Consider the following 20,883-nt stretch of genomic DNA (forward strand, 5'->3'; position numbering starts at 1 on the left):
AGGTCGGGTCATCCGATGCTGGCCTCCACTCCAGCCAGCATCTTGAATCACAAAACAGATAAATCTGGAATCCCCTTTGATTCCGTCAAAGGGGGAACCGCTCAGAGCGGGCGGATCCAGGCGGTTCGTTGCCCGAAGGCTGCCTTGTTTTCTGATCCATAGGATACCAAGCCCAAAAACCCGCAGACCGCTGCCTGCGGGGTTGGTGCTTCGCTCCGGTGGAAAGAAGCTACTGGATGGCCAGGGGCGCCGGTTTGACCTTGATCACGTCCCCTGGCAGCACCGGCGTGTCTTCATCGGCGGTGATTTCGCTGGTCTTGCCGTCGACCACCCGCACCAGGGAAAATGACAAGGCCGCTGGTTCGTTGTTGCCATAGAATTGCGGCATGGGGCTGCCCGACAAGGCTTCGGACATCAAGGCCTTTTCCATATTCAGCTTCAGCGTCACCTCGTTGAGATCGGCTTCCGTCTGTTGCCGGTCGGTCGCGAGGCTGGAGTTCTGCGTGTTCTCCAGATCGATGGCGTCCTGGGTGGCCTTGCTGATCGACTGCTTGGCTGTGAGAATCGCCGTTTCGTAATCCAGGATCTGGCCTTCAAGGTCGGCGATGGTTTGCTGCGAGTTCAAAACCCGCGTGTTGACGACCAGGCCCTTTTGCGCCAGCGAGCCGATGCCGTTGAGCTGCTCCTTCGCAAGATCGACCTGCTTCTGCTGGTTGACGATCTTTTTCTGCAGCGAATCGATCTCGCTCTGCAGCAGCGCCTTCAAATCGTCGAGCGCCTGCAAGCGCAGCTTGAGTTTCTTCTGGTCGGCCGCCAGGATCGCCGTCTCATCGGCAACGATGCTGGGCAGTTTCGGATCGTCGGCCACCTCTTTCGGCACCGCGAATGTCGGCTTGTCCGCTAGTTCCGCTTCGACGCGGGCGCGCTTGACGGTCAGCCTGACCAATTGGTCTTGTAGTACGTCGAAATTGCCCTTGGCATTGATCAGGTCGCGGTCGAAGCGCTGCCCGCTCTCCGGGTTCCGCCGGGCTCCGCCGGCAATGCTCATCGCTTTCAGCACGGACAACCCAGGCACACAAGGGTACTGGCCGGGCGATTGCACCTCGCCAGAGATGTAGAATGGCCGGTACTGCGCCATTTCGACGGAAGCCTCCGGCTTGTCGGCCAGAGCGAGCTTGCGCTGCAGTGCCTCGCCGAGCGATGCCGCGATCTCCGAAGTCGTCTTGCCGGATGCGGGCATCTCGCCGACGAAGGGAACCGACAAGGTTCCAGCGGGGCCGACTGTGTATTCTCCATTGATGGCCGACCAGTCACGGAACGTGCCTTCGACGGTCTGCCATTCCGCCACGCGGATGGTCAGCTTGTCCTGTGCTCCAAGCCGATAGTCGTCGGCGAAGGCAAACTGTGGCAGGGCTAGCGACAGCGTCAGGCCGGTCGCCATTGTGAGGCAAGTCGTCAAAAGCCGTACTCGCCGCATGCGTCTGGAGAGAATGCCGGTGCAAAAGATATCGATTATATCTGCTTTCAACTGAGCGTTTCCGATCTGGTTTGCCCCGCCCGATGAGCTGCCGATGCCTGAGTTAGGGGCCTGAGTTCTAGGCCCGAATTCTGGACAGTCGCTCCTCGATGCACGGCCAGCAAGCGGCCGTCAGTAGCAGCCTCGCGACATCCAGACCGCAGGTACGGTCTTGATGATGATGCGAATGTCTTCGAACATCGACCAGTTCTCGACATAGTGCCTGTCGAATGCGACGCGGCTGTCGTAGGAAACATCGTTGCGTCCGCTGACCTGCCAGAGCCCGGTCAGGCCGGGGCGCGATTTCAGGTAATAGACGGCCGAATTGCCATAGATCTCCAGCTCATCGCGCACCACGGGACGGGGCCCCACCAGGCTCATATCCCCCTGCAGGATGTTGATGATCTGCGGCAGCTCATCGAGGCTGAGCTTCCTCAGCACCGCTCCGACGCGCGTGATCCGCGGGTCGTTCTTCAACTTGCGGGTCGCTATCCATTCGGCGTTGGCCTCCGGATTCGCGGCGAGATAGGCAGCAAGCACCCGCTCGCCGTCTGGAACCATGGTGCGGAACTTGAGGCACGGAAAAATCCGTCCTCCGCGGCCGATCCGGCTGTGGCCATAGAAAATCGGCCCGCCATCGGAAAACCTGACAAGCAGCGCTATCATCACGAACAGCGGGCTGAGAGCGATCAGGCCGATCAGCGAACCGGCAATATCGAAGCTGCGTTTGAGCAGGCCGCCGATCGGTGGCGGAAAATCGACGCCGGCCTGCGAAAAATCCGCATCGGCCGGCTTGGCTACGTCCCTCATGCGTAAACTCCATACGTTGAACGGATGGTTTACCGCACGATACCAAAAAAATGTTGCAGCGCAACACACAATTTCCCAGACGGCTGTAATAGTCGCGTCATGAACTGACTAAATAATAAACTCGTCCTGCACAAAATTTCGCCTTTATGTCGCAAAAGAGACAGATTATGGGCAATTTTGGAAAAGCTAGTCCAATTTTGGGGCTGATTTTAGGCGAATCGCTCTTTATACCCTGCTGTGGAGCTTTGCCATCATTTAGAATTTCAAAATATCGACTGATGTTATGCTAAAATACTGGCCAATATTATAAATCTTACTGGAGCGAGTCGATATCCGGCAATCAGTGGTGATGCCGACGTGTGCATTGCACCATGGCAGAGTCGATCCCGAGGATTCGTTTAAAATTATTCCGCAGCTGCCCTTGCCGCCTATTGCTCGGGTCAATAGAGTTGCAAATTGTTGCTGTCGGACTATGGACAGATTGGGCTAGGCCGGAAGCAACCGGCCAGATGCGGGCAACCTAAATAAGCTCGCAGAGTTTAAGGGAGGTGCTCGGGGTGGGCTTGTCGACATTTTTTCCCGAGCCGGTTGATGGGCGATCGGGTATGTCACTGCCAAAGTTCATTATCGGAATGTGTTTTGCGCTGGCGATCGTGATCGTCTGGTCGTATTTGGGCGGCGCCTCGCTCGGTACGACGGTTTTTCGCGTCATCGGCTGCGCTATAGTCATCCAACTGGGTTATTTTCTGCTGGTCTTTGCCATGATCGCCAGAAATGCCCCGACCCCGGCCGACAAAATTCGCGACGCTGAACGAAAGCTGAGTTCGAACGAAGCGGCCGAAGGCGAGAAATTCAGCGCCAGAAGGGGCCTTCACTGATTTCAGGCCTGGCCACGGTCTGCGATGTCCATGTGACCTGTGGCTAAGCTTGCCGGTCCTCTGACGGATTCCCCGCCTCAACAACACCGGCTGTCGGCATTCCTGTTCTTTCAATTGCTTGACACTGCCGGCCTCGACGCGCTCGCTCTGCGTCGCCGCCATCCGGTCGGCGAGGACCAGCAACTGGTTTCCGCCAATCGAACGCTCTGATGGAGCGTGTAGGAACGGCTCTGCCAAGCGGCGCATTTCTGGAGCCATCCCGATTGAGACTCGCCGCCCGCCCACCCGCGCCATGACACCAGCAAATGAAAAACTGGACTGCGCCGATGATTTTGGCGATGCTTGCTTCGCATTTGCAGCATAGGCGTTTGGGCCGATGCATTTCAGACGGGCGATGACGCATTGAGCGGGGAGGGCAAAGAAATCAGCAACGACTTCTGCAATCGAGAGGCATGTCCATGACATCATCCCAGGTCTGCGTGATCATCGCCGCCCGCAATGCGGCGCGGACAATTCCGGCTGCCATTGCATCGGCATTACGCGAGCCGGAGGTTGCGGAAGTTGTCGTCGTCGACGACGCGTCCACCGACGATACCGCGAAAGTCGCCCGCGCGTCCGACGACGGCACGGGCCGCCTTTCCGTCATCCGCTTCGACGTCAATCGCGGCCCCTCTTTTGCCCGCAACGCCGCGATAGCCGGTTCCAGATCGCCGTTTATCAGCATTCTGGACGCTGATGATTTCTTTTTCGAAGGCAGGTTTCACAGACTGTTCGCCAGCACCGATTGGGATTTCGCCGCAGACAACATCATGCTTGTCAGGGATGACGCGGCAACCGACGTTTCGAAAATCGTTGCTCCGCCGTTCTCGCCCGAACCGGAATTCCTCGATTTCGAGGGTTTCATCGACGCCAACATCTCCAGGCGCCGTGTGCAACGCGGGGAACTGGGCTTCCTCAAGCCAGTGATCAGCCGCGCCTTTCTTGATCGGCATGGGCTGCGCTACGACGAGAAGCTGCGCCTGGGTGAAGACTATGAACTCTATGCGCGCGCGGTTGCCCATGGCGCGCGCTTCAAGGTCATCAAATCCTGTGGCTACGGCGCGATCGTGCGCGCCGATTCGCTTAGCGGACGGCACAAGACCCAGGACCTGAAGCATCTGGCCGATGCCGACCTAGCACTGCTTGCGATCGACAGTTTGCCGGAGGCATCGAAGGCTGCGCTGAGAAGGCACGAGCGGCACATCCGCGACAAATACCGGTTGCGGAAGTTTTTAGACGTGAAGGCTGAGCGCGGGCTGGCGTCGGCCGCGGCCTACGCCTTGGCCGGCTCGTCCAACCTCACAGCCGTCGTCCGCGGCGTTGCCTCCGACAAGCTGGATGCGCTGTTTCGCCGCGCTGGCCTCGCCGCGAAGCGTCAGCATGTGCCGCCGCTGCGCTTCCTCATGGCCGGAACCAGCACGGCCAGCGAAAGCTAGGCCCGTCAACGTGCGATCGCGGTAGCCGCGCCCTTACCCTTCGGCCGGCTCGCACCATTTCAACGAGATTCATGAGTTTACGATCTAGGTGGTTGCCTATGCGCGCAGGGAATGGCAATCTATGTTGCGGTGCAGCAATTTTGGACGGCCAACCGAACTGGCCCGAGACATCCCCTGTCGGAGGAGCTGGACGATGCAAGAAATGTCTTTTGAATGTGGATTGGCGCCAAGGCCGGTCACCAGCTCGACGATGATGGGGCGCTGACGACATGGCCTCGATCTTTCGCTTCCGGTCGAGAGATCCGGCGCGCGACACGCAGACCGACACCTCGCGCCTCGATCGGTTGGCAAAGCTGCTGGACCAGATCGCGGCCGAAGTCGAGGCGGAGAAGAGCGGACTTGAGAACCGCTACAGGACAACGGCTACCAATGCCGCCTTTCTGGTCGAGGCCATGGAGAACGGAGCGGTCTCCTCTCGCAGGTCTTCCGAAGTCGGCGAACTGACCAGGTCGATCCTGAATTGCGAGCGGCGGATCGCAGCGCTGTCGCGCCAGATGCAGATGATGAAGGATCTCCGTCATTCGCTGGATGAAATCTTCGAGGAGAAGCGGCAGAACGGTCCCGACATAAGGACCGATTTTGTGAAGCCCGCCGATTCCGGCACAGGCTGAGCGAACACCCCGGGTCGGCGCAATGGTTTTAGGCACAACACGGAGCTTGGGAGCGACAAGGTCAAGATCAGGTTGTTTCGTCACGGTTCGAACGATCGCTTTGGGGGCGCACAGCACAAAGGTGAGTTTGATATGAACGCAGATCCTAAAAGCACGTCCGCCCCGGCAACCCGCGGCACCCGGTTCACGCGCCCGATCCCGGGCAAGCTGCGACGGCTCCGTTCAGACGGCGCGTTTCTGCTGCTCGTTCTCGTCAGCCTGGTTGCGGGCCTGGTGCCCGTCCGTGCCCAGGATCTCCCAACCGCGCCGTCCTTTGTCGATGATTTCACCAGCCTCAGTCGCGCGCGCTGGTATGTTTCCGACGGCTGGACGAACGGCAAGCATCAGAACTGTACCTGGTCCAAAAGCCTGATCGGGCTTTCCGACGGCATGCTGACGCTCGGTTTCGAGAAGCGCAAGCTGAAGGATCGCGAATTCGCCTGCGCCGAGATCCAGACCAAGCAGCGCTTCGGCTACGGCACCTACGAGGCGCGGATGAAGACCGACACGGGCTCCGGCGTCAACGCGGCATTCTTCAGCTTCGTCGGCGATGCCGACAAGCAGCCGCATGATGAAATCGACTTCGAGGTGCTGACCAAGGACACGTCCAAGGTTCAGGTCAACGCCTACATAGCCGGCAAAGGCAAGAACGAGAAACTGGTCGACGTCGCCGGCGGCACCGACAAGGCCTTCAACGACTACGCCTTCGTCTGGGAAAAGGACCGGCTGCGCTGGTACGTCAACGGCAAGCTTGTCCACGAGATCACCGATCCGGCGAAGCTGCCCACCCATTCGCAAAGGATCTATTTCAGCCTGTGGGGCAGCGATACGATGAAGGGCTGGATGGGGCCGTTCTCGGATCCCGGCCGCAAGCTCACCATGCAGGTGGATCGCGTCGCATTCACCGCACTCGGCCAGCCCTGCCAATTCCCCGAATCGCTGGCATGCAACACAAACTAGAAGCGCATCTGAACCGGCCGGGTCGAAGGTGGTCCGAAAACCGAAGCTCGAACAGGCCCGAAGCCTTGAACAGGAATGAAACCGAATGAATTTGACTGTCTTTGGAATCGGCTATGTCGGTCTTGTACAGGCGGCGGTGCTTGCCGAAGTCGGCCATCAGGTGGTCTGCGTCGACATCGATGCAAAAAAGGTCGAGCGGCTCAACCAGGGTCATGTCCCGATCTTCGAGCCCGGGCTCGAAAACATGGTCAAGGAGAACCATGCCGCCGGCCGCATCAAGTTCACCACCGACGCCGCCGCGGCGATCAAGCATGGCCAGATTCAGATGATCGCCGTCGGCACGCCTCCGGGCGAGGATGGTTCGGCAGACCTCAAATATGTGCTGGCCGTCGCCGAGGCCATCGGTCGTGAGATGGACGCGCCAAAGATCGTCGTCGGCAAGTCGACCGTGCCGGTCGGCACCTGCGAAAGGATAAAGGCCAGGATCGCCGAGACGCTGAAGGCGCGCGGGCGCGAGGATCTGGCTTTCGACGTCGCCTCCAATCCGGAATTCCTCAAGGAAGGGTCCGCTGTGAGCGACTGCATGAAGCCCGACCGCATCATCGTCGGCACCAGCAACGAGGACACCGAGGCGGTGATGCGCGAGCTCTACGCGCCGTTCAACCGCAACCACGAAAAGATGATCGTGATGGACGTGCGCAGTGCCGAGTTCACCAAATACGCGGCCAATTGCATGCTGGCGACCAAGATCAGCTTCATGAACGAAATGGCCAATTTGGCCGAGCAACTGGGTGCCGACATCGAGGAGGTCCGCAAGGGCATCGGCAGCGACCCGCGGATCGGCTACCACTTCATCTATCCGGGCCTCGGCTATGGCGGCTCGTGCTTCCCGAAGGATGTGCGTGCCCTGATCAAGACCGCCGAGGCCGTCAAGTTCGACGCCAAGCTGCTGCGTGCCGTCGAGGAGCGCAACAACCAGCAGAAGTCGGTCCTGTTCGAGAAGGTGGACCGCTATTTCAAGGGCAATCTCAAAGGCAAGACCTTTGCGCTGTGGGGCTTGGCCTTCAAACCCAATACCGACGACATGCGCGAGGCCCCGTCCCGCACGCTGATGGAAGCGCTCTGGGCCGCCGGTGCCAATGTGCAGGCCTACGATCCCGAGGCGATGCAGGAATGCCAGGCGATCTACGGGCTGCGCGACGACCTGCAACTGTGCGGCACCAAGGAGGCTGCGGTGCGAGGCGCCGACGCGCTTTTGATCGTGACTGAGTGGAAAAGCTTCAGCGCGCCGTCCTTCGATGCGCTGAAGAACGCGCTGACCACGCCCGTCATCTTCGACGGACGCAATCTCTACGACCCCAAGGTCATCGCCCGCCACGGCATCGAATACCACAGCATCGGCAGAATGGCGGCGTGACGCTAGGGCGGTCCAGCAAGGAGCCAGGTCCATGAAAGTTCTGTTTGCAGGCGGCAACGGCTACACGCCGCAGTTCAGCGGTGGCGTTCAGTCGAGCACGCACCATCTGGTCGAGCAGCTGCGCGAGCACGGTCATGACGCCTCGGTTCTGGCGGCGCTGTTCGGTGACGGCATGTTCGGCTTCAAGGCGCGTGCCAAAATGAAGCTGCTTCGTCAGCGTGCGGTCATCGACAGCTATCCCGGCTATCCGGTCGTGCGGGCATGGTTTCCCTGGGAGGCGGCGCGCTTCGCCGTCGAACGGCTCGATCCCGATGTCGCCGTCGTGCAGTGCCACAAATCGGTGCCGATCGGAAAGGCGCTGCAGGCGCTCGGCGTGCCGCTGGTGGTCTATCTGCGGAACGTCGAATTCCACGAATTGGCCGGCGACCTGCGCGAATTGCATTCGGCACTTTATATCGCCAACTCCGAATTCACCGCGCGCACCTATAAGGAAAAGTTCGGCATCGATTCGACCGTGATCCCGCCGACCATCAATCCCGGGCTCTACAGCACGCCGACGACCGGTGAATTCGTCACACTGATCAATCCTTACAATGAAAAAGGGTTCGAACTCGCCGTGCGCATCGCCGGCCAATGCCCCGAAATTCCGTTCCTGTTCGTCGAAAGCTGGAAGCTCGACGACGACCACCGGGCGCAGATCGAACGGATCATCGCGCCGCTGCGCAACGTCAGGCTGGAAAGCCGCACCAGCGACATGAAGACCGTCTATGGCCGCACCAAGATCCTGCTGGCGCCCAGCAAATGGGAAGAAGCTTGGGGGCGGGTGGCATCCGAGGCCCATTGCAGCGGTATTCCGGTCGTCGGGTCCCGCCGCGGCGGCCTGCCGGAAGCGATTGGCGCCGGCGGCGTGGTGCTCGACTACGACGCACCGGTCGACGACTGGGTCGCCGCGGTCAGGCGGCTATGGAGCGACAAGGCCGAGTACGACCGGCTGTCGGCGGCGGCGCAGCTGTTTTCGGAGCGGCCGCAGATGAATCCCGACATTCAGTTCGCGACCTTCCTCGGCGTTCTCGACAACGCCAGGCAAGGCGCACTGGAGCGTGCCGCCTGATGCATTTCGCCCAAAGCCATGCATGTCGCCCAAAAGCCAGCCTTCGCGCCTGACCCGAGTGGATGGCTTGGGACAACATCGCGCACAACACCGGACGCTTGAAGCGCCTCGCACTACGGCGACTGGCGTCAGCCCTCATCCGCGCGAGCAGATCGCCGACCGGCCTCGAAAGATCGTCCATTCGATGAAGATTTGCTTCGTAGTTGATAAGTTCCCCTCTTTGTCGGAGACCTTCGTCCTCGACCAGATAGAAGGGTGCCTCGAGCGCGGCATGCAAGTCGGCGTCGTCTGCAACGAGACGTCCTTCGGCAAGGACAGCAACATCGACGATCGCCGCTGGCAGGCGCTGCCTGGCAAGGTCGTCTGCTGGTGGGGCAGACTGGGGCGCTTTCGCCCGACGCTCAGGAGATGGTCGGGCAGGTTCTGGGATAAGCTCTCGACCGCAATCGACATCGCCTTTGCACGCAAATTGCAGAACGCCGACGTGATTGTCGCGCATTTCGGCAATAACGGCATGCGCGTCGCCCGTGCCATGAAACGAGGCCGGATTTCGGCTCCTTTGGTGACCATATTCCACGGCCGCGATGTCGGCGAACCGCTGCATGATAACACGCTCACGCGCTACAAGGTTGTCTTCGACAAGGGCGTACTCCAGCTGCCGGTGAACGCGTTTTTCCGCGACGCCCTGATCGGCGTCGGCGCACCCCCCGCGCAAGTCATGGTTCACCATATGGGCGTGCGGCCCGGTGAGATCGGCTACCATTGGCGTTCCTGGGACCGGGACACGCTGTCCTTCATCTCGGTCTGCCGGCTGACCGAAAAGAAGGGCATCGAATTCGCCCTTCGCGCCCTCGCCAGCCTACCGCGGCGCGACTGGGTCTATTCGGTGATTGGCGGCGGCGAATTGCTGGAGGAGTTGAAGAAGCTCGCCGCAAGTCTCGGCATTGCCGACCGGGTGACTTTCCTCGGGCCGCGCCCGCACGCCGAGGTCAAGCAGCGCCTGCGCAATGCCCACGTATTCCTCCTGCCCAGCGTTGCCGCACAGGACGGCGATCTCGAGGGTATTCCGGTGGCGCTGATGGAGGCTATGGCCGCCGGGCTGATCGTGGTCAGCACCTATCACTCGGGCATTCCCGAGTTGATCGAGGATCAGGAGACAGGCTTCCTCGCACCGGAGCGAGACGTTGCGGCGTTGGCCCGCAAGCTTGTCTGGGTGGCCGAGAACCCGGACAGATGCGAGCGCATCGCACGTGCGGCGCGCCGCAAGATCGAGCAGGATTTCAACGCGGACGTACTCAACGAACGTTTTGCGCAGATCGTTGCTCAACTGGCCGAAGCCAGGCGCCCGGCATGAACGCCAACCCGCCCCCCCAGTTCGGTCGCGTCGCCCTGCGCGGCGGCGTGGTGACGATCGGCGCGCAAGGCTTCAAGATGGCGATCCAGTTTCTCTCGGTCATCATACTTGCCCGTCTGCTCGTGCCCGAGGATTTCGGCTTGGTGGCTTCCGTCGGGCCGATCGTGGCCTTTGTCGGGCTGCTTCAAAATCTTGGCCTGCAACAGGCTGTGGTCCAGCGCAAGGACATCAGCACCGAGCAGCTCAACCAGGTATTCTGGATCAGTGCGCTGGTGGGGATGGGCAGTGCCGTGGTGGTTGCATGCCTGGCGCCCGCCATCGCTGCCTTCTATGGCGATCAACGCATGGTCGGGATCACCATCGGCTCTGCCTTGCCGCTGCTTCTTGGCAGTCTCGCCGCGGTGCCGCTGGCGCTGATGAACCGCCATTTGCGCTTTGGCCAGCTCGCAATGAACGATGTGATTACCGCCGCTGCCGGACTTGCGACCACAGCAATCGCCGCCTATGCGGGACTGGGCTACTGGTCGCTGGTCATCGGCCCGGCGGTTTCGGCTGTTGTCGCGCTGGCGGCGGCGTGGCAGGTGGCGCGCTGGACGCCGTCGCGGCCGGACCTGAAGGTCGATACCGACATATTGTCCTTCGGCGCCAATCTGACCGGCTTCAATCTGGCCAACTTCTTCTCGCGCAATCTCGACAACATCCTGATCGGAAAATATTCGGGCGCGATCGAACTCGGCTACTATGACCGCGCCTATAAGCTCCTGCTTTTTCCGCTGCAGAACATCAACCAGCCGCTGACACGCGTGATGGTGCCGCTGCTGAGCCGCATCCATGAGGACAAGGCGCGGTTTCGCGACATCTATGTGCGAACCAACTGGATGCTAGCGGCCATCACTATGCCCGGGATCGCGGCGCTGACGCTGACGTCGGACCAGGTCGTCGGGCTTCTCTTCGGCGGGCGCTGGACGGCGGTGGCGCCGATTTTCGCCTGGCTGGGCATCGCCAGCCTGATCCAGTCCGTCTCGAGCACCACAGGCTGGATCTTCATCTGCCAGGGCAAGACCAAGACCATGTTCCACTGGGGCATCTACTCGTCGCTGACGACGGTCGCCGCCTTCATCATCGGATTGCACTGGGGCGCCGTCGGTGTCGCGGCGGCCTACGCGATCAGCGGCTATGTGCTACGCGTCCCGGTACTCGCCGTTCTTGTCCACAGGGTCGGCCCGGTGACCGCAGCCGACTTCCTGATCATGCAGGGGCTTTTCATCGCGTCGTCGCTGCTTGCCTGGTCCGTGTACCGGGAGTTGCCGGCATCGCTGACCGGCCAGTCAGACCTGCTCGCGGTGGTCCTGGCGGTTGCCCTCAATTATTCGATCGGACTGGTACTCATGCTTGCCCTTCGCCAGTCGCGCAGCGCCCTGTTCACCACGCTTTCCAGCGCCATGCGCAACGCCCGCTAGGCCGGCAATCACCGGCCTCAAAAGCTCACCTGCCGACATCGCCGACGCATGCTCCTCAAGCACTGCCTCAAGGCTCGTCCTGCGATAGAGGTCGAGATTGGCGGTAAGTCTGCCGAGCTTCTCGCTCGCTTCCTCGGGCGTCACCGTGTCGATGTCGAGCAGCAGGTCGGCGACGCCGATCCGCTTGGCAAGTTCCTTGGTCTTGAATTCATAGGCGATCGGCAGCACCGGCGTGCCGACGCAGAGCGACATGATCATCATGTGCATGCGCGTTGCGACGACGAAGTCGAAGCCTTTCACCAGGGCCATCAGTTGCTCCGGCGTGTGGAACGAAGCGTCCACGCTTACATGCTTGGCGATCTCAGGATCGAGCTCGGCAACGATCGCCCGCGCCGTCTTGGAATCGTCATGGGCGTATTCCGGCACGCCCTGGCAGGTGGAGACGAAGGTGACCTCCTTGGCGTGGTCCCTGACCAGGATGGTCGCGATCTCGCGGATCGAGTCGATGTAGCGGCGCATGCCGCCCTCGCCGTCGCTGACATAGTTCCAGTGACGGACGGAAATGGCGACGCGGCCGGTGACGGTCGCCGACTGGCCAGAGGCCAGAATTTTTCCGATTCTGTCGGTGTCGGCCAGGGCAAAGACGGCATCGGCCACGACGTGGCATTTGCCGGGGTCTTTCACCATGTCCGCAATGTGGCCTCTCGAACGTTCGTCGCGCAGCAGGATAAGCGGGCTCCGATCGAAGATCGGGCTCAACTCCTGGCGATTGTAACTTTTGTTGAACGGGCCGAGCGATTGCGTGAAGAAGACCGGGTCCTTGCCCAGAATCGCGTCGATCCTGAATTGATTGAGGCGCCGCTCCAGATTGTAGGTCTCGACGAGATAGGTTCCGCCTGTCGTGACCACGAGGTCGGCATCTCTGTAGATCTCGAGACCACGGCGATTGCTTGAGCTGAACAAACGCCCGAGAACGCCGCGGATGCCGAACCGCCGCAGGGCATTGAGGACGAGCCGATTGTAGATCGGCTTGAACAGGTTCTTCAGGCCGCTGCCGTATTTGTAGCGGAACAGCGATTCCGACAGCAGCTTGTGGAATTCGAGATCAGGATAGTCCTTCTTCGTGTAGAGCCTCGCCGCTACCTCCGGCTGGCTGTCGAAGACGTAGAACTGGATGTCGTCCCGGACGATCGTCTTGAAAACATGGCGGATCGCCAGGAGAATCGCTGCATCCCCGGTATTCAGGCAGACGGTGTTTTCAACCGCGATCTTCATGGAATGACCTCATTTCGTGAGTAGTCCCGCGGTTCGGTCGACGGATGCCGAGGGGCGGGTTGGCCGAAAATGCTGCACGCCAGGATGGTCCTCGCGTCGTGATTATTGGCGCGCAGCCCGATGGCAGGCCAACGCGCGGTCCATGCGGCCCAAGCAGAGCGAGATTAACCCATCGATTTTGCAGTGCAACAAAAAATGTGGAACTTTGCTACGCTGCAACCAAAAATGTTGCGATGCAGCAAGAGCTGTACTAGCATCGTCGCGGGCGGGCCAACAGCGGTCGAGTTTTCATGCTGCATGTCTTGTACTTGGTACACGACGTCTCCGACCCGGCAGTGCGCCGGCGGATCATAATGCTCAAGGCAGGCGGCGCCCAGGTTACGCTGGCGGGCTTTCGTCGTACGGCAAGCGCAGTTGCTGATGTCGAGGGCTTGCAGCCGATCGATCTCGGCCCGACTCGTGATGGCCGATTCGCCCAGCGTCTGGCGGCGATCATGAAGGCGGTGGTCTCGACCGGCTCGAAGCTGGGCTCAATGCCACGGCCCGACCTCATTATCGCGCGCAATCTGGAAATGCTGGCGCTTGCCCGCCGCGCCAGGTCGGCCTTCCAGGCAACAGTGCCGATCGTCTACGAGTGCCTGGACATCCATCGCCTGCTGCTTCGCGACGATCCGCTGGGCTGGGCGATGCGCGGCGCAGAACGCTTCCTGGCCAGGGATGTGAAGCTTCTGGTGACCAGCTCTCCGGCCTTCATCGCCAACTATTTCAAGCCGTTCGGACAGATTGCCGCGCCGGTCGAGCTGCTCGAAAACAAGTATTTCGAGCCGGCCGCGGCTTCGCTGGATGACCGCATTACGGCGGAGAATCCCGTTGCGCCGCCATGGCGGATCGGCTGGTTCGGTGCGCTCCGCTGCCGCCGATCCCTGGAACTTCTGGCCGACTTTTCGCGCCGCCTCGACGGCCGCTTTGAAATCGTCCTCAGGGGCCGGCCGGCGCTGTCCGAATTTCCCGATTTCCATGGTTTCGTTGAATCGGAACCCTGGCTGTCGTTTGGCGGGCCCTACCGCAATCCCGAGGATATGGCGGCGATCTACCGCGAGGTTCACTTTTCCTGGGCCATCGACTTTTTTGAGCAGGGCCTGAATTCCGAATGGCTGCTGCCCAACCGGCTCTATGAAGGCTGCCGCTTCGGAGCCGTGCCGATTTCAATGGGCAACACCGAAACCGGCCGGTTCCTCGACCGACAAGGCATCGGCGTTCTTTTGCCAGAAGCCACGCCCGAGGCGCTTGAAGCTGCCGTCGGCACGATGGAGCAGCATCGGTTCGAGACATTGAGGGCGCGTGTTCTCGCCCGCAATCCGCGCACCTGGAGCCACGACCGCGCCGATTGCCGGGCGCTGGTCGAAAAACTCCGCGGCCTGGTCGCGGCTCCCGGTCCATATGCTGCCGAAGCATTGGCATAGGAAGACTACCGATGAGGCAAACCGAAACGCTCCCATCCTGCATGATCGTGGTTCCGTGCCTGAACGAAGCGGCCCATATCGGCGCGTTGCTTCGAGAGCTCCGCCCTGCGGCCGAGAGGCTGGGCGCCGTGATCATCGTTGCCGATGGCGGCAGTACGGACAGCACCAGAACGATCGTCGCAGATATCGCCGCAAAAGATCGGCGGGTGATCCTGCTCCACAATGAAAAGCGCTTGCAGAGCGCGGCGATCAATCTCGCCGTCGCCAGATTCGGGGACGGCGTCGACTATCTCATTCGCATCGACGCGCACGGCGGCTATCCCGCGGATTATTGCGACCGGCTGGTCGAAGAAGCGCAGGCTACCGGCGCAGATTCGGTCGTCGTCTCGATGCTGACCAGTGGCAGCGGCATGGTGCAGAAAGCAGCGGCAGCGGCGCAGAACTCCAGGCTCGGCACCGGCGGCTCCAAGCACCGGCACCTTTCGGCGGGGGAATGGGTCGATCATGGCCACCACGCACTGATGCGGATCTCGGCCTTCACCGCGGTCGGCGGCTATGACGAAACGTTCAGTCACAATGAGGATGCCGAGCTCGACTATCGGCTCCGCCAGGCCGGCTACCGCATCTGGATGACCGGCAAGACGCAAATGGTCTACTACCCGCGCTCCTCGCTGAAGGGCCTCTATTTTCAGTATCTCGGCTATGGCCGTGGCCGGGCGAAGAACGTTCTCAAGCACCGCATGATCCCGAAGATCCGGCAGATGGTGCCGCTTCTGGTGTTCCCCGTGGTTCTTCTCGCCGCCTTTTCCTTCGTCCACTGGCTGGCGGCCGTGCCGCTTTTGCTATGGGCGTCGGTCTGCCTCGGCTACGGCTTTTGGACCGCCCTCAGTCAGCGCAAACCCGACATTGCACTTGCTGGGGTCTCGGCAATGGTCATGCATTTCGGTTGGTCGGTCGGTTTCTGGCTGCAACTGCTCGCACCGCGACCGCAGCGCGGGGTAGCGTGATGGACCCGGTCAGGAAAAATCTAAGCATCGATATCTGCGTCTGCACATTTCGCCGGCCGGAGCTTGCGGACACGCTTCGCTCCGTAGCAGCCATGGATATTCCTGCGGGATACAATGTCGGTATCGTCATTGCCGACAACGACGATACGCCGACGGCCGAACCGCTGGTCGCCAAGCTGGCAGGGGAGCTGAAGCTGCCGGTGACCTACCGGCACGCCCCGGCCCGCAACATCTCGATCGCGCGCAACGCTTGCCTCGATGCCAGTGCGTCGGATTTCGTCGCCTTTATCGACGACGACGAGACGGCCACCGCTGGCTGGCTTGCCGAACTGGTGGCGACGGCGGAAGCAACTGGTGCTGCGGCGGTGCTTGGGCCGGTGCAAGCCCGTTACCAGCCGGATGCGCCCGCCTGGATGCGCAAAGGCGATTTCCACTCGACCTCGCCGGTCTGGGTGCGCGGCGAGATCCGCACCGGCTACACCTGCAACGTCGTGCTCAGGATGGGCACTGAGAGCCTGCGCGGCCGGCGCTTCAGCCTGGCACGTGGCCAGACCGGCGGCGAAGATACGGAATTCTTCGACCAGATGGTCAAGGCCGGCGGCCGCATCGCCTTTTCGCCGGAGGCTTGGGTCGACGAAGCGGTGCCATCTGCCAGGGCGGCATTCGACTGGCTCGGCCGGCGCCGGTTCCGCGTCGGGCAGACGCACGGTCATCTTCTGGGGCGCAACGCACACGGCCTTGCCCGGCTCAAGCAGGTCGGCATTGCCACGGCAAAGGCCGCCTACAGTTTCCTGTCGGCAATTCCGGTCGCCATCGACCCCGTACGCCGGAACCGCAGCGTGCTTCGCGGCATTATGCATGCCGGCGTCGTCAGCGGCCTCGTCGGGGTTCGTGAAATCCGCCAATACGGCCTGTCTTCGCCGCAGCAAGGGGGCAAGCGTGCAGCCTGACGTGAGCTTCGTGATTGCCGCCTACAATGCCGAGGCGACCATCGATCGGGCGATTGCCAGCGCCGTCGCCCAGCGCAATGTCCGCGTCGAGGTCATCGTCGTCGACGACAAGTCGCGCGACCGGACGCTCGACCTGGCGAGATCCTACCCCGAAGACATCGTGCGCGTTGTCGCGCTTGAGCAAAACCGTGGCCCCGGCGGCGCCAGGAACGCCGGCCTTGAGCTTGCCCGCGGCAGATGGGTCGCGGTCCTCGATTCCGACGACGCGGTCTATCCCGGGCGAATCTGCACCATGATCGAACGCGCGGAGAAAGCGGGCGCCGAGATCGCAGTCGATAATCTGCAGGTCGTTCGCGAGGATGGCGTTGCCGAAGAGACGATGTTCCCGGCCGACTATCTGGAAGGGCTCAGTGAAATCTCGCTGGCGGATTACATCGGCGGCAATGTCCTCTTCGAATCGAGGTTCAATCTCGGCTATCTCAAGCCGATCTTCCAGCGCCGGTTCCTGAACGAGAACGGGCTTCGCTACGATGAAAGCCTGATCATTGGCGAAGACTATATCCTCCTGGCCAGTGCTCTGGCCAAGGGCGGCAAATGCGTGGTCGAGCCGACGACAGGCTATGTCTATCACATCCGCACCGGTTCCATCTCCCGGGTGCTCGAACTTCATCACGTCGAGGCGATGCGCAGGGCCGATGCCACCTTCGCCGGGACCCATTCCATGGATGCTGCGGCCGCGGCGGCCTTCGTCAGGCGCGCTCGCAGCCTGCGGCGGGCGGCATCATTCCTGTCGCTGGTCCAGCACATCAAGGCGCGGTCCCCGCTCAAGGCGATATGGACGGCGCTCAGCGATCCGGCGGCGGTTCGGCATATGAGCATGCCGATCGCCGTCCGGCTGCGAAGGGTAGCGGCACAGTTTGCCGTGGTGGCGGGGAGGTGAAGGGCTGCAGGCGAATGAATGAAGACAGTTTTCGCCGCCTGCGACAGGTTGAAATCGATCTCCTCAGAAGGAACATGCAATGAAAAAAGTCAGGAAGGCAGTCATACCGGTGGCGGGGCTTGGAACGCGGTTCCTGCCGGCGACCAAGTCCATGCCGAAGGAAATGCTGCCGGTGGTCGACAGGCCTGTCGTGCAATATGCGGTTGACGAGGCGTTCGAGGCCGGCATCGAGCACATCGTCTTCGTCACCGGCCGCAACAAGGCGGTGATCGAGGACTATTTCGACCTGCATCCTGAACTGATCGGAACCCTGGAGCAGAGCGGCAAGAAGGCGCAACTCGAATCGCTTGAAACCCTGCTTCCCGTCGCCGGCGCGACGAGCTTCATCCGCCAGCAGTCGCCGCAAGGCCTCGGCCATGCCGTCTGGTGCGCGCGCGAAGTCATCGGTGACGAGCCCTTCGCATTGCTTTTGCCGGACATGGTGTCCTTCGGCGGGCGCGGTTGTCTCGCCGAGGTCGCCGATCTTTATGCGCAAACTGGCGCAAACGTTATCGCCGTCGAGCGTTGCGATCCGACCGAGACCAGCAAATACGGCATTGTCGGGCGCGGCGCGGATGTCGGCACGGGCTTCGAGGTGACGGCCATGGTCGAAAAGCCGGCTCCTGCCAACGCACCGTCGAACTTCTACATCAACGGCCGCTACATCCTGCAGCCCGAGATATTCTCGCTGCTGGCCAGCCAGCAGCGCGGCGCCGGCAACGAGATCCAGCTGACCGACGCAATGGTGCGCCTCGCACAGACGCAGGCCTTCTTCGCCCAGCCTTTCAACGGCCGCATGTTCGACTGCGGTTCGAAGGAGGGCTTCATCCAGGCCAATGTCGCTTTCGCGCTGGCGCGGGAGGACATGAAGGGTCCGATCTTCGAGATGCTGCAGGAATTCGTCCGGTCGCATCAGCGTCGGGAAGAAGCCGCATAATGTCCATTTTTTTGAGGCATTGTGGGTGCGGCTGATGACGCAGGACAGGCCGTTGCGCCGCGCGTAACGCGCACTGTCCGGCGCAAGGTTTGCACCCTATGTCCCGACCTTCGAGGCGGTAGCGCCTGCAAACTAGAATTGGACCGAAGATGAACTATGCCAATTTTCCTGTCGACAAGAGGACGCCATTGCCGGCTTCAAATGCGGCAAACGCCGAAGACTTCATCGACATCGAGCGCCTGCTTGGCATGGCCGCGCGGCAGGCGAAAGTGGTTGCCGCCTGCGCCGTCATCGGTCTCTTTCTCGGCGTGCTCTACTTGCAGACGACGCCTCCTACTTATGTGGCGACGAGCAGCGTGCTGATCGACGAAGGCTTGAACAAGGTCGTCGACGACATTTCGGCGGCGTCGGTCAGCATGCAGACCGACTCCGCCGTTCTGAGCCAGATCGAAATTCTGCAGTCGGCCAGGCTGGCGGGGGTGGTCGTCGACAAGCTGAAGCTCGATCAGAACGACGCTTTTATGAACCCTCCGACATCGGCCATGTCGAAAGTGTCAGGCTTTGTACGCGGTATCATCCAGTCGGTCCGCCCCAAGCGCGCCGCTGGCACAACCGATGTCACTCAGCTTGATGCTGCGACGCGTGACGCGATCACCGCATCCTCGTCGCCCCGCGACTATGCAATCTTCAAACTGCAGAACCAACTCGACGCCGAGCGGATCGGCCGAAGCTTTGTCATCAGCATCTCCTTTCAGGCGACGGATCCGGCGCTCGCGACCGCCATCACCAAAGCCTATGCCGACGCCTATCTCGCCGATCAGCTCGATGCCAGCTTCGACGCGACCGAGCGGGCGGCGGTCTGGCTGCAAGGCCGGCTGACCGAGCTTCGTGAGAGCTCCCAGGCGGCCGCACTGGCGGTCGAAAAGTTCAGGGCCGAACATGGATTGGCGGTCAATGACGGCCAGTTGATCAGCGACAAGCAATTGTCCGATCTCAACACCCAGCTGATCGTCGCGCAGGCCGATACCGCACGTGCCGGCGCCCGCTATCAGCAGTACAAGTCGATCGTCGAAAGCGGCTCGGATAATGCGTTCAAGGACGCCGCGATATCGAACGACCAGCCGAGCAGCTCCGTCATCACGACGCTGAAGAACCGCTATCTCACCGTCGCCAAGCGGCAGCAGGACGTCGAAGCGAATTTCGGCCCGCAACATCCGCAGGCCGTCGCGCTCGCCAAGGAGAAGGCCGACATATCGGCGCAGATTTTCGGCGAGCTGAAGCAACTGACCGAAAGCTACCGAAACGAATACGAGGTCGCTCTGGCGCGCGAAACCGCGCTCCGCGCAAATGTCGCCTTGGCGGCTGGCAAGAGCTCCATCGACAACCAGTCGCAGGTCAAGCTGCGTGAGCTGGACCAGAAGGCGACGGCGCTGTCGACGCTCTACCAGACGTTCCTGAACCGCTATGAGGAGGCCGCCCAGCAGCAATCCTTCCCGGTCGGCAAGATCCGGGTCATCTCGGACGCGACGATGCCGCAGTCGGCCGCAACCCCGCGAACGGCCATCGTGCTGGGGCTTTCGCTGGCGCTTGGCGTAATGATGGGGGCAGGGGTTGGTGGTCTGAATGAATTCAGGGAACGCTTCTTCAGGACCGGCGAGGATGTGCGCGACCGTGTCGGCCTCAAATTCCTCGGCTATCTCCCGGTCATCGGCAAGGCTGGCAAGGATGACCAGCGCAATGGCGGTCAGCCTGACGTCAAAGTCGTTGAATCCAAGACCGCCAAGTCCTCCAAATCCCAGCCCTCCAAAACATTGTCGGCAGCCGAAAAACGTGCGCGGATGCGGGTAACCGTCGATGCACCGGCATCGATGTTCTCCGAGACGCTGCGCAACGCAAAGATCGCCTTCGACGTCGTGATGGAGGGCCAGGGCAGCCGGGTCATCGGCGTGGTCTCGGTGCTTCCCGGCGAAGGCAAGTCGACGGTGGCGGCCAATCTTGCCGGGCTGCTTGCCGTCAATGGATCGAGAACGCTGCTGATCGACGGCGACCTGCGCAATCCCGGCCTCAGCCGCAGCCTCGGTATGGAGGCCGAACAGGGCCTGATGGAAGCGGTGGTGAGCGGGCAGACGTGGCAGTCGGTCGGCAAGATCGACCGGCAGACTAAGCTGGCGATCATCCCGGCCGTCCTGCGTGGCCAGTTTTCGCATACCAGCGAGCTTCTGTCTTCAGCCGGCATGCGGCGTTTCATCGATAACGCCAAGGAAACCTTCGAATACATTATCGTCGATCTGCCGCCGCTCGGGCCTGTCGTCGACGCCAAGGCCTTCGCTCCGCTTGTCGACGGCTTCGTGCTGGTCACCGAGTGGGGACGCACGCCGCGTGCGATGGTGCAATCCGTGCTCAGCTCGGAGCCCTACATCGCCAAGAAGATCATTGGCGCGGTGCTGAACAAGGTCGAACTGAAGAAGCTGGCCAAGTATGGCGCGATCGGCGGCTCGGAAAAATTCTTCGACAAATATTCGAGCTACTATCTGGAAAAATCGGAAGCGCGCACCAAGGCGGCTGCCTGAGTGCAGTCCGC

16 protein-coding genes and 1 pseudogene are annotated in these 20,883 nt (G+C 61.4%); 14 read left to right on the plus strand and 3 right to left on the minus strand.

Annotated features, from left to right (window positions below; all coding sequences use genetic code 11):
• Positions 1–229: 229 nt before the first annotated feature.
• Positions 230–1,441: a polysaccharide biosynthesis/export family protein gene (locus tag NKH23_RS26955; RefSeq protein ID WP_292659420.1), complete on the minus strand. Its 1,212-nt coding sequence runs from the start codon at positions 1,439–1,441 to the stop codon at positions 230–232.
• A 207-nt stretch (positions 1,442–1,648) separates the two neighbouring features.
• Positions 1,649–2,326 (minus strand): sugar transferase, encoded by a 678-nt coding sequence (locus tag NKH23_RS26960; RefSeq protein WP_292659405.1) that lies wholly within the window; start codon positions 2,324–2,326, stop codon positions 1,649–1,651.
• A 632-nt stretch (positions 2,327–2,958) separates the two neighbouring features.
• Here NKH23_RS26960 and NKH23_RS34700 point away from each other — a divergent pair.
• The 8 genes from NKH23_RS34700 to NKH23_RS27000 all read left to right on the plus strand — a co-directional run bounded on the left by NKH23_RS34700 (position 2,959) and on the right by NKH23_RS27000 (position 11,691).
• Complete coding sequence (locus NKH23_RS34700) at positions 2,959–3,204, plus strand: exopolysaccharide production repressor protein (RefSeq protein ID WP_502908415.1); 246 nt, start codon at positions 2,959–2,961, stop codon at positions 3,202–3,204.
• 452 nt (positions 3,205–3,656) lie between these two features.
• The gene (locus NKH23_RS26970) at positions 3,657–4,679 is read left to right on the plus strand and encodes a glycosyltransferase family 2 protein (RefSeq protein WP_352719254.1); all 1,023 of its coding nucleotides are present in this window, start codon (positions 3,657–3,659) and stop codon (positions 4,677–4,679) included.
• Positions 4,680–4,948: 269 nt separating this feature from the next.
• The gene (locus NKH23_RS26975) at positions 4,949–5,350 is read left to right on the plus strand and encodes a hypothetical protein (protein WP_352464384.1); all 402 of its coding nucleotides are present in this window, start codon (positions 4,949–4,951) and stop codon (positions 5,348–5,350) included.
• A 132-nt stretch (positions 5,351–5,482) separates the two neighbouring features.
• On the plus strand, positions 5,483–6,349 hold the full coding sequence (exoK, locus tag NKH23_RS26980; protein ID WP_352719255.1) for an endo-1,3-1,4-beta-glycanase ExoK: 867 nt from the start codon (positions 5,483–5,485) through the stop codon (positions 6,347–6,349).
• Positions 6,350–6,434: 85 nt separating this feature from the next.
• The gene (locus NKH23_RS26985) at positions 6,435–7,766 is read left to right on the plus strand and encodes a UDP-glucose dehydrogenase family protein (RefSeq protein ID WP_352719256.1); all 1,332 of its coding nucleotides are present in this window, start codon (positions 6,435–6,437) and stop codon (positions 7,764–7,766) included.
• Positions 7,767–7,797: 31 nt separating this feature from the next.
• Positions 7,798–8,877, plus strand: coding sequence for a glycosyltransferase (locus NKH23_RS26990; protein ID WP_352719257.1), 1,080 nt, complete (start codon positions 7,798–7,800; stop codon positions 8,875–8,877).
• Between the two features lie 184 nt (positions 8,878–9,061).
• On the plus strand, positions 9,062–10,231 hold the full coding sequence (locus NKH23_RS26995) for a glycosyltransferase (protein ID WP_352719258.1): 1,170 nt from the start codon (positions 9,062–9,064) through the stop codon (positions 10,229–10,231).
• The gene (locus tag NKH23_RS27000; protein WP_352719259.1) at positions 10,228–11,691 is read left to right on the plus strand and encodes a lipopolysaccharide biosynthesis protein; all 1,464 of its coding nucleotides are present in this window, start codon (positions 10,228–10,230) and stop codon (positions 11,689–11,691) included. Before NKH23_RS26995 ends, NKH23_RS27000 begins: the two co-directional genes overlap by 4 nt.
• Before the next feature lie 222 nt (positions 11,692–11,913).
• Here NKH23_RS27000 and NKH23_RS27005 read toward each other — a convergent pair.
• A pseudogene (locus tag NKH23_RS27005) lies at positions 11,914–12,966 on the minus strand (polysaccharide pyruvyl transferase family protein); the annotation flags it as partial.
• Positions 12,967–13,256: 290 nt separating this feature from the next.
• Here NKH23_RS27005 and NKH23_RS27010 point away from each other — a divergent pair.
• From NKH23_RS27010 to NKH23_RS27035, 6 genes are all read left to right on the plus strand, one after another.
• Positions 13,257–14,429 carry a glycosyltransferase family protein gene (locus tag NKH23_RS27010; RefSeq protein ID WP_352915828.1) on the plus strand — a complete coding sequence of 391 codons (1,173 nt, stop codon included), beginning with the start codon at positions 13,257–13,259 and terminating at the stop codon, positions 14,427–14,429.
• Between the two features lie 11 nt (positions 14,430–14,440).
• On the plus strand, positions 14,441–15,436 hold the full coding sequence (locus NKH23_RS27015) for a glycosyltransferase family 2 protein (protein WP_352719261.1): 996 nt from the start codon (positions 14,441–14,443) through the stop codon (positions 15,434–15,436).
• Positions 15,436–16,386: a glycosyltransferase family 2 protein gene (locus tag NKH23_RS27020; RefSeq protein ID WP_352719262.1), complete on the plus strand. Its 951-nt coding sequence runs from the start codon at positions 15,436–15,438 to the stop codon at positions 16,384–16,386. Before NKH23_RS27015 ends, NKH23_RS27020 begins: the two co-directional genes overlap by 1 nt.
• Positions 16,376–17,326, plus strand: a complete 951-nt coding sequence (locus tag NKH23_RS27025) for a glycosyltransferase family 2 protein (protein WP_352719263.1) — start codon at positions 16,376–16,378, stop codon at positions 17,324–17,326. The genes NKH23_RS27020 and NKH23_RS27025 overlap by 11 nt, the downstream gene beginning before the upstream one ends.
• A gap of 79 nt (positions 17,327–17,405) precedes the next feature.
• On the plus strand, positions 17,406–18,302 hold the full coding sequence (locus tag NKH23_RS27030; protein ID WP_352719264.1) for a UTP--glucose-1-phosphate uridylyltransferase: 897 nt from the start codon (positions 17,406–17,408) through the stop codon (positions 18,300–18,302).
• 149 nt (positions 18,303–18,451) lie between these two features.
• Positions 18,452–20,872, plus strand: coding sequence for a polysaccharide biosynthesis tyrosine autokinase (locus NKH23_RS27035; protein ID WP_352915832.1), 2,421 nt, complete (start codon positions 18,452–18,454; stop codon positions 20,870–20,872).
• Positions 20,873–20,883: the final 11 nt, after the last annotated feature.

Origin of the sequence: Mesorhizobium sp. M1328 (genome assembly GCF_040318075.1) — a bacterium.
Lineage (GTDB): Bacteria > Pseudomonadota > Alphaproteobacteria > Rhizobiales > Rhizobiaceae > Mesorhizobium.